This window comes from Arthrobacter sp. RT-1 (assembly GCF_003367205.1).
In the GTDB taxonomy this organism is placed as follows: Bacteria; Actinomycetota; Actinomycetes; order Actinomycetales; family Micrococcaceae; genus Arthrobacter.
This window is the reverse complement of sequence record NZ_QRGQ01000050.1, coordinates 1-11,698: the sequence shown is the minus strand read 5'-3', so window position 1 is coordinate 11,698 and position 11,698 is coordinate 1. Positions and strand designations below refer to the sequence as shown.

The 11,698-nt window shown below is 65.3% G+C and carries 14 protein-coding genes and 1 tRNA gene; 7 read left to right on the top strand and 8 right to left on the bottom strand.

Annotated features, from left to right (window positions below; genetic code table 11):
- Both DXK94_RS21765 and DXK94_RS20360 read right to left on the bottom strand, forming a co-directional pair.
- A partial coding sequence (locus DXK94_RS21765) for a catalase (RefSeq protein WP_258868644.1) occupies positions 1-711 on the bottom strand: 711 nt, incomplete at its 3' end.
- A gap of 7 nt (positions 712-718) precedes the next feature.
- Positions 719-1,204 carry a Fur family transcriptional regulator gene (locus tag DXK94_RS20360; protein WP_079596564.1) on the bottom strand — a complete coding sequence of 162 codons (486 nt, stop codon included), beginning with the start codon at positions 1,202-1,204 and terminating at the stop codon, positions 719-721.
- Between the two features lie 131 nt (positions 1,205-1,335).
- Here DXK94_RS20360 and htpX point away from each other — a divergent pair, with 131 nt between their 5' ends.
- Complete coding sequence (gene htpX / locus DXK94_RS20355) at positions 1,336-2,202, top strand: zinc metalloprotease HtpX (RefSeq protein ID WP_115526323.1); 867 nt, start codon at positions 1,336-1,338, stop codon at positions 2,200-2,202.
- 162 nt (positions 2,203-2,364) lie between these two features.
- On the opposite strand, the gene DXK94_RS20350 is transcribed toward htpX, so the two are convergent.
- On the bottom strand, positions 2,365-2,856 hold the full coding sequence (locus tag DXK94_RS20350) for a YajQ family cyclic di-GMP-binding protein (protein WP_079596566.1): 492 nt from the start codon (positions 2,854-2,856) through the stop codon (positions 2,365-2,367).
- A gap of 186 nt (positions 2,857-3,042) precedes the next feature.
- Here DXK94_RS20350 and DXK94_RS20345 point away from each other — a divergent pair, with 186 nt between their 5' ends.
- From DXK94_RS20345 to DXK94_RS20335, 3 genes are all read left to right on the top strand, one after another.
- Entirely contained in the window at positions 3,043-3,297 is a 255-nt protein-coding gene (locus DXK94_RS20345; RefSeq protein WP_115526455.1) for a hypothetical protein, read from the top strand.
- Positions 3,298-3,465: 168 nt separating this feature from the next.
- Positions 3,466-3,547 (top strand) — tRNA-Tyr (locus tag DXK94_RS20340).
- 313 nt (positions 3,548-3,860) lie between these two features.
- Positions 3,861-4,286: a CBS domain-containing protein gene (locus DXK94_RS20335; RefSeq protein ID WP_079596567.1), complete on the top strand. Its 426-nt coding sequence runs from the start codon at positions 3,861-3,863 to the stop codon at positions 4,284-4,286.
- Between the two features lie 101 nt (positions 4,287-4,387).
- Here the strand turns inward: DXK94_RS20335 and DXK94_RS20330 are convergent, their stop codons facing one another.
- Both DXK94_RS20330 and DXK94_RS20325 read right to left on the bottom strand, forming a co-directional pair.
- Positions 4,388-5,389, bottom strand: coding sequence for a LysM domain-containing protein (locus DXK94_RS20330; protein WP_115526322.1), 1,002 nt, complete (start codon positions 5,387-5,389; stop codon positions 4,388-4,390).
- A 364-nt stretch (positions 5,390-5,753) separates the two neighbouring features.
- Positions 5,754-6,488: a potassium channel family protein gene (locus DXK94_RS20325; RefSeq protein WP_115526321.1), complete on the bottom strand. Its 735-nt coding sequence runs from the start codon at positions 6,486-6,488 to the stop codon at positions 5,754-5,756.
- A gap of 67 nt (positions 6,489-6,555) precedes the next feature.
- Between DXK94_RS20325 and DXK94_RS20320 the strand changes: the two genes are divergently transcribed.
- On the top strand, positions 6,556-7,110 hold the full coding sequence (locus DXK94_RS20320) for an acyl-CoA thioesterase (RefSeq protein WP_115526320.1): 555 nt from the start codon (positions 6,556-6,558) through the stop codon (positions 7,108-7,110).
- A gap of 7 nt (positions 7,111-7,117) precedes the next feature.
- Here DXK94_RS20320 and DXK94_RS20315 read toward each other — a convergent pair whose 3' ends face one another.
- Together DXK94_RS20315 and DXK94_RS20310 are read right to left on the bottom strand one after the other, a co-directional pair.
- Complete coding sequence (locus DXK94_RS20315) at positions 7,118-7,918, bottom strand: ABC transporter permease subunit (protein ID WP_115526319.1); 801 nt, start codon at positions 7,916-7,918, stop codon at positions 7,118-7,120.
- Positions 7,915-8,838 carry an ABC transporter ATP-binding protein gene (locus tag DXK94_RS20310; protein ID WP_115526318.1) on the bottom strand — a complete coding sequence of 308 codons (924 nt, stop codon included), beginning with the start codon at positions 8,836-8,838 and terminating at the stop codon, positions 7,915-7,917. Before DXK94_RS20310 ends, DXK94_RS20315 begins: the two co-directional genes overlap by 4 nt.
- A 150-nt stretch (positions 8,839-8,988) precedes the next feature.
- Between DXK94_RS20310 and DXK94_RS20305 the strand changes: the two genes are divergently transcribed.
- Positions 8,989-9,411: a co-chaperone YbbN gene (locus DXK94_RS20305; protein ID WP_079596571.1), complete on the top strand. Its 423-nt coding sequence runs from the start codon at positions 8,989-8,991 to the stop codon at positions 9,409-9,411.
- Between the two features lie 65 nt (positions 9,412-9,476).
- On the opposite strand, the gene DXK94_RS20300 is transcribed toward DXK94_RS20305, so the two are convergent.
- On the bottom strand, positions 9,477-9,755 hold the full coding sequence (locus DXK94_RS20300; protein ID WP_079596724.1) for a putative quinol monooxygenase: 279 nt from the start codon (positions 9,753-9,755) through the stop codon (positions 9,477-9,479).
- 99 nt (positions 9,756-9,854) lie between these two features.
- On the opposite strand from DXK94_RS20300, the gene DXK94_RS20295 reads away from it, so the two are divergent.
- The gene (locus DXK94_RS20295) at positions 9,855-11,534 is read left to right on the top strand and encodes an AMP-binding protein (protein ID WP_115526317.1); all 1,680 of its coding nucleotides are present in this window, start codon (positions 9,855-9,857) and stop codon (positions 11,532-11,534) included.
- The last annotated feature ends 164 nt before the right edge of the window (positions 11,535-11,698 follow it).

Below are 11,698 nucleotides of genomic sequence, written 5' to 3'. Positions count from 1 at the left end.
GAAGTCCGCGTCCGAGCCGGCCAGGGCTTCGGCCTGCTCGCCGGTCATGGAGTTCACGCCCTGGTTGGACTTGAAGTGGTACTTGACCCAGAAGCGTTCGCCTGCGGCGTTGATCCACTGGTAGGTGTGTGAGCCGTAGCCCTGCATTTCACGCCAGGAGGCGGGCAGGCCGCGGTCACCCATCAGCCAGGTGACCTGGTGTGCGGACTCGGGGGACAGGGTCCAAAAGTCCCACTGCATGTCGGCGTCGCGCAGGTGCGTGCCCGGGAGCCGCTTCTGGGAGTGGATGAAGTCCGGGAACTTGATGCCGTCACGGATGAAGAACACCGGGGTGTTGTTGCCCACGAGGTCGTAGTTGCCCTCGGAGGTGTAGAACTTCACGGCGAAACCGCGGGGATCGCGCCAGGTGTCCGGGGAGCCGTTCTCGCCGGCGACGGAGGAGAAGCGGATGAGCATCTCGGTCTCGACGCCGGGCTGCAGGAAGGCTGCCTTGGTGTAGGCCGAGATGTCCTCGGTGGTCTTGAACGTGCCGAATGCGCCGCCGCCCTTGGCATGCACTACGCGCTCCGGAACCCGCTCGCGGTTGAACTGGGCGAGCTTTTCCACCAGGTAGTGGTCGGTCAGGATGATGGCACCGTCGGCACCAACTGACTTCGAGTGGGCGTCGGACGTGACGGGGGCACCTGACTGGGTTGTCGAAATGGCAGTCATTGTTCTCCTATTTCTCTATTTCTTGCGAGGGACGATTGGAAGGAAGTTGTTGGGACTGCTGGCAGTCCTGGCAGATGCCCTGGTACATGACATCGGCGATCTGGATGGTCATCGGCTTGGCGTTCTCATCCCAGTGGGGCGTGAGGCAGGGGGCATGGCCCACAGCACAGTCCACATCCTCCACCCGGCCGCAGCTGATGCAGATGGCGTGGTGGTGGTTGTCGCCCACCCGGGTTTCGTACAGGGCCGGGGAGTGCGGCGGCTCGAACCTGCGCAGCATGTGCAGGTCCGTCAGGTCGCCCAGCACCACGTACACGGACTGGGCCGTCAGCTCGGGCAGCTCGGCGCGCGCCGCAGCAAGGATGCTTTCCGCGGGGGAGTGGGGGTGGCGTTCCACGGCGGCCAGCACGGCGAGCCGTTGCTTGGTCACCCGGCGGCCGTGAGCGCGCAGGGCACCAGCCCAGTCCTCGTGGCCGCCTGTGTGCTCCGTCATGGCTCCATTGAAACACTTATTATGAATATCTCACAATAAGGGTTGGCTAACCTCGGGACTTCCCGCCAGTAAACGCCGTCATGGAACCGTGTTGCACGGAAAGCCGTTCCCATAGTGAGCAAGGAGGAGACGTGCACAAGCACTACAACGGACTGAAGACAGCGGCGCTGTTTGGCGTCTTGTGGGCGGTCCTGCTGGGCCTGGGCGCATTGATAGGTGCAGGCACGCGCAGCTCCGCGCCCATCTGGATCATGGCGCTGGTCGGCGTGGCCACCACCGCCTACGGCTACTGGAACAGCGACAAGATCGCCATCCGGTCCATGCAGGCCTATCCGGTCATGGAGGCCCAGGCGCCGCAGCTGTACCAGATAGTCCGGGAGCTTTCGGCCCGCGCCAACCAGCCCATGCCGCGCATCTATCTGTCGCCCACCATGAGCCCGAATGCCTTCGCCACGGGCCGCAACCCCCGCAATGCCGCCGTCTGCTGCACGGAAGGTATTGTGCAGCTCCTGAACACGCGCGAGCTCCGCGGCGTCCTGGGCCACGAACTCATGCACGTCTACAACCGGGACATCCTCACGTCGTCGGTGGCGGCCGCCGTCGCCGGCGTCATCACCTCGGTGGGGCAGATGCTCCTGTTCTTCGGCGGTGACCGGCGCAACTCCAATCCGCTCGCCATGCTGGCCATGGCCCTGCTGGCACCCTTCGCGGCGTCCCTGATCCAGATGGCGATTTCGCGCACCAGGGAATACGACGCCGACGAGGAGGGCTCGCAGCTGACCGGCGATCCGCTGGCGCTTGCCTCAGCCCTGGCCCAGATCGAGCGCGGCGTGGGTATCGCGCCGCTGCCGCAGGACCAGCGGCTGGTCAACGCGTCCCACCTGATGATTGCCAACCCGTTCCGCGGCGGCGCGATGAACAAGCTGTTTGCCACGCATCCGCCCATGCGGGACAGGATCGCCCGCCTGGAGCGCATGGCCGGCGGGCCGCTGCGGTAGCCGCGTGCCGCCGTCGTGCCTTAAGCGCCAGGGAGGCCCCGCCTGGTGCGGAGACTCTTATTCGACACGCAAAGAGGCCGGCGCCACCGATATTCCGGGTGCGCCAGCCTCTTTGTGCAGCGGCAGGTTTTTTGCGCGTCGAAGGACGACGGCGCCGTGCCGTTAGCTGCGGAAGTTCACGAACTGCAGGTCGGCTTCCTCGAAGTCCTTCAGCAGCGCCATGGTGGCCTGCAGGTCATCGCGGGACTTGGACGTCACCCGCAGCTCGTCGCCCTGGATCTGGGACTTCACGGACTTGGGGGCCTCGTCGCGGATGAGCTTGTTGATCTTTTTGGCCAGGTCCTGGGCGATGCCCTCCTTGATGGAGGCTTCCAGCCGGAATTCCTTGCCGGAGGCGTAGGGCTCCCCGGTGTCCAGGGACTTCAGCGAGATGCCCCGGCGGATCAGCTTGGACTGCAGGACGTCCAGGACGGCCAGGACGCGTTCCTCGGAGTTGGCCTTCATCAGGATCTTTTCGCCGCTGAAGTCCACCTCGGCGCCTACACCCTTGAAGTCGTAGCGCTGCGCCAGTTCCTTCTGCGCCTGGTTCAGTGCGTTGGCCACTTCCTGCTTGTCTACCTTGCTTACGACGTCGAACGTTGACTCGCCTGCCATGACTCTCCTTCGCTGGTGGGAGCCCTGTGCGCGGACAGGGCATGGATCACTGCGTTCAAGCCTAATACGGATGCCCCGCCCGGTGGAGTGGAGGAATTCACAGTTCCCTCTCAGCGGACGCACGGAGGGAACGAAGGAGTGCTGGGGAGAGTTGTACGTGTTGGATTGTTGCTCGAAGGGAACGCCATGCACCGCAAAGCCGTCAGTTATGTCTCGAAAACCACCACCGCTGCGGCCGGGGCGGTGGCAACGGCGGCAACATCGGTGGCCGCAGCCGCAGTTGCTGCCTCCATCATTTTCAGTCCCGTGGCGGACGCGTCCTCCCGCCTGGAAGGTGTGCACGCAGACCTGCTCCGGGCCGTCCAGTTGAACCAGGTCACCGAGGAGCAGGCCCTGAGGTTCGAGGCGAAGCTGGCCGGGAGGATCCTGGGCGAGGCCTGACGGGCTACATTTCCGCGTGATTCCGGGGATTTTGCTCCCGCCCGGGACTCGATTCGATTCTTCGGCGGAAGTTCTGTAAAGTTGTCTTGCCCGCGGTTACTGGAAGCGGAACGGCCCGGAAACGGACGTTCCAAAGACTGCAGCCGAGGGTAGCTTCTTGTGAAGTTCGGCAGATTACCCGAGCGGCCAAAGGGGGCTGACTGTAAATCAGCTGGCAACGCCTACGGGGGTTCGAATCCCTCATCTGCCACCCAAGGAAAGCCTCCGGAACCTGATGGTTCCGGAGGCTTTTTCGTGTCCCGGCATTGATGCCGGCCGGGCCGCCCCGCTTCATTGGCTATCCCCGGCTTCACGGCCCCGCCAGCAGTCAGTTCTCCCCGCCTGATGGTCTATTCCCCGCGGCGTTTCAGGGGGAGTAGTCCATCAGACGGGGAGAATTCTCGGGGGGACATGGGCGCCAAAATCGCCGTCGACACCATACCGGCCCGGGCGTAGTCTGGCAGTTATCGGCGCACGCGCCCCGATGCCCTGCGTCGATACATCCATCGATAAAGGAGGATTCAATGAGTGCTGTACGTGAATTCATGACCACGGATGCACGATGTATTAAGGAAAACCAGTCCCTGGTGGATGCAGCCCGGATGATGATGGACCTGGACTGCGGATCACTGCCGATCTGTGGTGATGACGGCAAGTTGAAGGGCATGATCACCGACCGCGACATCGTTCTCAAGTGCGTTGCCGCCGGCCGCGATCCCGGCCAGATGATGGCCCGGGACCTTGCCGCCGGGCGCCCCCACTGGATTGATGCCGACGCCAACGTGGACGCTGCCATCGAGATGATGGAAAAGCACCAGGTCCGGCGGCTTCCCGTGATCGCCGACCACAAGCTGGTGGGCATCATCAGCCAGGGTGACATCGCACGCAACTACTCGGAGCAGCGTGTGGGCGAACTGGTGGAGCATATTTCAGAACGCCATCGGGTGTAGCGCCACTACGGCAGCGCAAGCACGTGGCCTTGTCCGCGGATCCCGTCCTACCAGGTTCGGACCCGCGGACAAGCTTTAACACCCCGCAAGCAGGCGGGGAATCAATTCAGCGCAATCAGGAGCATCTGGCTGGTGCCCGGAATGCAGGTCTGCAGAATGGCGCGGGGGAACCCTCCGAATACGTTGAGTACGTCGTTGGTGGTGCCCGGGTTGGGAACCTGTCCGCGGGCCGTTGCCGTGTAGGTTCCGTAGCCGGGGATGCTTACCGTTTCCCCTACCCCGATCCCGGAGAACCGTGCCCAGCCGCCGCAGAAATCATGCTCGGTGATGAACAGCGAATATCCGTCGCCCGGGGTGTAGTGGATCGGGCCGATGCAGGCGTCCACCATTTCCTGCCCGCCGGCGCCCGCAACATAAATGGTCCGCACGGCGGGAGCAGCCGGAACAAAGGCGGGGGCCGGGGCGGGTGCCGGAGCCGCGGCCTGGGCCGGCGCGGACACCGGTGCAGCTGCCGGGGCGGGCGCTGCCACTGCCGGTCCGGTCAGCACAAGGGTCTGGCCAGGCACGATCACGCTGTAGGGACTGAGGCCGTTGGCGGCGAGCATGGCGTTCATGTCCACGCCGTGCCTGCCCGCGATGGCCCCCACAGTGTCGCCGGGAACCACGGTGTAAAGGTTCGGGTCGCCGGCCGGTGCCGGTTCAGGGGCGGGGGCCGGCGGAGCCGGTGCGGGTTCCACGGGTGCCGGTTCCGATGCCGCAGGGGCAACTGCCGCCGGAGCTTCTGCTGCCGGGACGGCGGCAGGTTCCTGCCCGGGAACCGCACCGACGCCGGCCTCGACGGCGGTGCCGTCGCCGGCAGGTGCCGCGGCGCCGGCAACCTGGCCAGCCGCCGTCGCGCCCTGGCTGACGGAGCCCTGGTTCAGGGAAGCCGGCGGCGCTGCCAAGGCTCCCACGCCTACCGCTGCTACGACAGCAGCGGTGGCCATTCCGGCCCACAGCCTGTTGCTGATGGCCGGCCGGCCCGTGGTCAGGTCGGTGCGGGGTTCGTCAGTGGCGAAGCTTCTGCTCTCGCCTTCAGGTGTAGTGAGGTAAGGCTCGTTCATGGGTGGCCCATCCGGGGTCGGTCCGGCCGGGCGCGGAAGCGGGCCGGCAGGACGGAGCGAGATGCAGCGTGCCGGCAGCCCAGGCACATGCCGGGGCCGCGCAGGCAGCGCGGGATGGAGGCATCCGCATACCCAGAAATACGGAGGCTCCGCGAGGAAGCGGAACCTCCGGAAGCCAACCCGGGGGACCCGCCAGTGCGTGTTCGGTCCTAGGAGTCCCGAGTCTAGGAAGCGGGCATGGGGCACGGCACCAGTAGGAATTACCCGAATTTTTTAGGCCGGTACTTGGTGGCGCCGCAGCTGCTACTCACGCAAGCAGGGCGCACATACCTGCCCCCCGGAGCCGGTCCGGCAAGGAAGCGGCCTACAGTGCGCGCTGTTCCTTAAGCTCTGCAATTTCCCGGCGAAGCGAGGTAATTTCGGCCACGAGATCTGCCACTTCCTCCCGGATCGGTTCCTCCATGGCGTCGGCGGTGGTTTCGGCGGTGTCCTCCACCCTTTGGACCAGCCAGGACGCGATGGATGCCGTGACCACACCCAGGACGGCGATGCCGCTCATCATGAGCGCGGCGGCGACCATCCGGCCGATGGGTGTCACCGGGTACATATCGCCGTAGCCAACAGTGGTGATGGTGGTCATGGCCCACCACAGCGCATCACCGAAAGTCACGATCTTCGCGTCCGGCGCTGACTGCTCCACGTCCAGGACGGCGAGTGCCCCCACGAACACCAGCATCGCCGCGGAACCGGCCACATAGGTGACCACGCGGCCCCGGAGCGTATCGCCCAGTGTCCGGTGCAGCACGGACAGCAGCGTCACCAGCCGCAGGAGCCGCAGCGGGCGGAGCAGCGGCAGGGCCACGATGAGCAGCTCGTGCAGGTTGCGGACGAACCAGTCCCACCGGTCGGTGGAGAGCCAAAGGTTGGCTGCGTAGTCCACAGCAAAGATGCCCCACGTCACCCACATCACGCCCTCAAGCCACAGTGCCGCGCTGCCTTCGACGCGGCCGATCACCTGCCACGCATAGGCACCCAGGAAGACGAGCGCAGTGACCGTGAGCGGCCAGTCCGCCAGGTCCCGGTAGCGTTGTTGCGTCATGCAGGAAATCCTACGCGGGCGGACCTGCCGCCTGCCGGGCAATGTTACCGGCGGGTAGCATTGGGGGATGCACCTGCTCCTGAGAACCCTTCTGATGCTGTTCCGTTCGGCCCGGCGGCAGCCGCTGACTGTCTGGGACAACTCATCGCTTCCCCTGCGCGTCCTGCCCACGGACATCGACATCGCCCTGCACGTCAACAACGGCATGTACCTGTCGCTGATGGACCTGGGCCGTTTCGACCTCATGGTGCGCAGCGGGGTGTGGAAGCGGATGCGCCGGCGCGGCTGGGGACCGGTGGTGTCCGCTGAAACCATCGCCTTCCGTAAGTCACTGCAGCTGTGGCAGCAGTACACCATTGAGACCCGCATCATCGGGTTGGACGCCAAAGCCATCTACTTCGAACAGCGGATGGTGTCCGACGGCGAAATTTACGCGCGTGCCTACATCGCCACCCGCCTGGTCACCAAGGCAGGGCCGGTCAGCCAGGAGGACATCCTTCAGGAGTTCGGCGAGCCCCCTCTGGATCTGGTGCTGCCGGAATGGATCCACGAGTGGCGGGCTGCGAGTGCTTTGCCGGGCAGCCGGACTCCGGCGCCGCACGCCTGGGGGAGCAACCCCTGAGGGTTTGCTAGGCCCCCACGTCTCGCCGTTCAAGCCCGACGGCGGCCAGCGCCACGAGCGCGGCAGAAAGGCTCCAAAGCCACCCGGCTGCCGCCCAGTCGGCACCGTTTGCCACCGGTGAGTTCCCGTAGGCCCAGTGGTACGGGCTGAGATTCAGCAGCCACTCCACGTCCTTACTCTGCCGCCCGACGGCATTGAAGACATATCCCAGCACACCGACGGCAGCCCCGGCGGCCAGTCCATAGGTCCTTCGGCCGGTCACGGCGCCCGCGCAAAGGGCGGCGGTGCCGCTGAGCAGGGCCAGGCCGGCGAAGAGGACCGTGGCGCCCAACAGGTTTCCTGGCTCTATGCCCAGCTGGGACGGCCCGTTGAGCAGGAGCACCAGGACAAAGACCAGGCCTGCCAGGAGCGCCACCCGCAGCAGCAGGGCGAGGGCCCGCTCAAGGACCACTTGGACCCGCTTCACACTGTGGGCCAAGGTCAGCTCGAGCTGGCCGGACTCCTCGTCCCCGCCCACGGCAGCCGCGCCCCAGGCCACGGACGAGATGGTCATCAGCAGGAAGCCGAGCAGCCCGAACAGTGTGGCCTGCGTGTAGCCGGGGCCGGTGGCGATCTGGTCGTAGTTGAGGGCCTTGGTCATCTCGGACGGAAGGGCATCGATCATGTCCTGCATCTGAGCGCTGCCGCCGATGGAGGGGTACAGCGGCAGGTAGAGGAAGGCGGCAGCTGCCAGTCCGGCCGCCCAGCCGAGGGTGGAGCGCCAGGTGTCGAAGAAGGACCGGCGGAACAAGGGCAGGGTGGTTGTCACCGGGCATCCCCCCGGGGCCCGGCGTACATCTTCAGTACCGCTTCCTCCAGGTCAGGCTCGTCGAGGACAAGGTCCGTCAGCTCAAGCGAAGCAAGCACCCGGACCAGCGGCTGGATGGCACCCTCCAATGTGGCCGACAGCGTGACAGCGCCGTCGGACTCAAGCATCTCCACCTGCCCGACGCCGGGAACCCCACTGAGCAGCGCAACGGCGTCGTGCTTTCCGATGCCGGTGGCCGTGAGGCGGACGCGGCGCACGGCCCCTTCGCGCAGTCCGCTGACCGATTCGACGGCAATGATGCGTCCGTCCCGGAGGATGGCAACTGTGTCCGCAGTCTGCTGGACCTCGCTGAGGACATGGGAGCTGAGGAAGATGGTTTGCCCGCGGTGCCGGGCCTCGCGCACCATCGCATGGAATTCCTGCTGCACCAGCGGGTCCAGGCCGCTGGTTGGCTCATCCAGCACAAGCAGTTCGGGCTGGTGCATGAAGGCCTGCACAAGGCCGAGCTTTTGCTTGTTGCCCTTGGACAGCTTGCGGGTGTGCCGGTCCAGGTCCAGCGTTAGCCGTTCCGCCAGTTCCTCCACCCGGCCACGCGGGACAGGGCCGCTGATCGCCTGGTAATGGGCCAGCAGCTTGCGGCCCGTCACCCGTCCCTCCAGGAACAGCTCTCCTGGCAGGTAACCGATCCTGCGCCGCAGCTCCGGGCCGCCGGCACGGGGATCACTGCCCAGAACCCTGATTTCGCCAGCTGAGGGACGAATGATGTCCAGCAGGCAGCGCATTGTGGTGGTCTTGCCGGCACCGTTGGGACCGATCATTCCGAAGACGGAACCGGCCGGTACCGTGAAGTCAACGCCATGCAGCACTTCCCGGCGGCCGAAACTCTTGGTCAAGGACCGGGCCGAAATTACGGTGGCCATAGGCCCTCCTGGATGCGGCAGGCAACGCTGATGACCCCCCGGACTAGGCCCCCAGCGACCCGCTGTATACGAGCAGGCGCCGGTTATTCCCGATGACGCGGGCAGCGAACAGCCGCGACAATCACGGGGCGTCCCGCGTACCGTTGACTCATGGCTACCCTTGACATCACCGGTGAACAGTTCGCATCAACCATCGAAGGCAATGACATTGTCCTGGTCGATTTTTGGGCTGAATGGTGCGGTCCCTGCAAGCAGTTTGGCCCCACCTACTCGGCTGTCTCTGAGAAGCACCCGGATGTCCTCTTCACCAAGGTGGACACGGAGGCTGAGCAGCAGCTCGCCGCCGAGGCCGGCATCTCGTCCATCCCCACGCTGATGGCATTCCGCGAAAAGGTGCTGGTGTTCTCGCAGCCCGGCGCACTGAACGCCCAGCAGCTCGAACAGGTGGTGGACGCCGTGAAGGCTCTGGACATGGAAGAAGTCCACGCCCACGTGGCACGCCAGCGGGAGGAAGCCGCAGCCGCCAGCAAGCCGGCCGGGCCGCAGGACGGCTCCCAGATCCCCGACGCCTGATCTCTCCTGACACAAACAAATGCGGGACCTCCCACAGGGGAGGTCCCGCATTTGTTTAAACCGGGCTAGATTCGTTCCACCTTGACCGGCTCGGCGAGCAGTGCGCTCAACGATTCGTTCAGGTCCTGCACGGCGATGCCCTTGGAGTGCTTGTCCAGATCCTCTTCGGAGGCCCACTGCTCGGTCAGGACCAGCTTCTCCTCGGTGGCTTCCGTCAGTTCGTAGCGGATGCAGCCCGGCTCGTTCACCACCTCGTCGATGGCGATTTCCAGGGCGAGCTTCACGCGGAAAAACTCGCCGTCGTTGGGGATGAACGTTGCCTGCAGGTCGATGGGTGCACTCATGGATTTCACAATACCGGCCTCCTGCCCCTGCCCAGGTTCTGTTGCGCCGGGCCAGCCTGAATGCTTCTTTTGCCGGGGACGTGTTGGTAGCGTGCCACCATGCGTGCTTATACAGCCGGAGACACTGACGTTCCACTGCTCGAAGAGACCATCGGAGCGAACTTTGAGCGGGTTGTGGCACGGTTTCCGTACCACGACGCCCTCATCGAGGCGGGGCCGGTGCCGGGTGCGGACGCCCGGCGCTGGAGCTACACCAAGATGAACGACGACGTCGACCGGCTGGCCCGTGCGCTCCTCGCCGTGGGCATCGCCAAAGGGGACCGGGTGGGAATCTGGAGCCCCAACTGCGCCGAGTGGACGCTGCTGCAGTATGCCACCGCGAAGGCCGGCGCCATCCTGGTCAACGTCAACCCCGCCTACCGCAGCCACGAACTCGAGTTCGTGGTGAAGCAGAACGGCATGCGGATGCTGGTGACGGCGCCGTCTGACCGGAACAGCGACTACGTGGGCATGGCCCGCCATGCGCTTGCCGAGTGCCCCGGGCTGCGCGAACTCGTGTTTCTCCCGGCGCCCGGAGGCGACGTGCGCGACGACGGCGCGACACCACTCACTGACGCGGAACTGACGTACGCCGAACTGCTGAAGAGGGCGGACGGCGTCGGGCATTCCCTACTTAAGGCCCGGATGGCGGAACTGAGCCCGAACGACCCCATCAACCTGCAGTACACCTCCGGCACCACAGGCTTCCCGAAGGGTGCCACCCTGACCCACCACAACATCCTGAACAACGGCTACGCCATCGGGGAACTGCTGGGCTACACCGAGCATGACCGGGTGGTGATCCCGGTGCCGTTCTACCACTGCTTCGGCATGGTGATCGGGAATCTGAACGCGCTGAGCCACGGTGCGGCCACCATTATCCCGGGCCGCGGTTTCTCGCCGGCGGCCACCCTCGAGGCCGTGCAGGATTTCGGCGGCACCTCGCTGTACGGGGTGCCCACCATGTTCATCGCCGAGCTCGCCCTCCCGGACTTCGCCTCATACGACCTGTCCACCCTCCGCACCGGCGTCATGGCGGGCTCGCTGTGCCCCATCGAAGTGATGAACCGGGTCATTTCCGACATGAACATGAAGGATGTGGCCATCTGCTACGGCATGACCGAAACGTCGCCGGTTTCCACGATGACGCGGCAGGGGGACACGCTGCAGCACCGGACGGAGACGGTGGGCCGGACCATGCCGCACCTGGAGAACAAGATCGTGGATCCTGCCTCCGGTGAGGTCCTGGAACGCGGGCAGATCGGTGAACTGCTCACCCGCGGTTATGCGGTCATGGCCGGGTACTGGAACCAGCCGGAGAAGACCGCCGAAGCGATCGACGCGGACGGCTGGATGCACACCGGAGACCTGGCCCGGATGGACGATGAAGGATTTGTGATCATCGAGGGCCGGATCAAGGACATGGTGATCCGCGGCGGTGAAAACATCTACCCGCGGGAAATCGAGGAGTTCCTCTACACGCACCCGGCCATACGGGACGTGCAGGTGATCGGTGTCCCGGACGAAAAGTACGGCGAGGAGCTGATGGCCTGCATCATCCTCAAACCCGGGGCAGCGCCCTTGGACTCCGATGCCGTTGCCGGGTTCTGCCGCGGGCACCTGGCGCATTACAAGATCCCCCGCTATGTGGAGGTCCGGGACAGCTTCCCCCTGACGGTGTCCGGGAAGGTCCGCAAGGTGGAGATGCGGGAGGAAGCCGTGGCCCGGCTGGGGCTCTAACTGCAACGCGGGGTCAGATCTGGCCCAAAAACCGGGTCTCTTCGGGCCGGATCTGACCCCGGGTTGGGTGGGTGCGCCTATACCTGTGGATAACTCCAGAAGGTATTCCTTTGGGGGTGCACACTTGGTGCCATGGTTACTGCCAGGCCACTTCCCGAGACTCT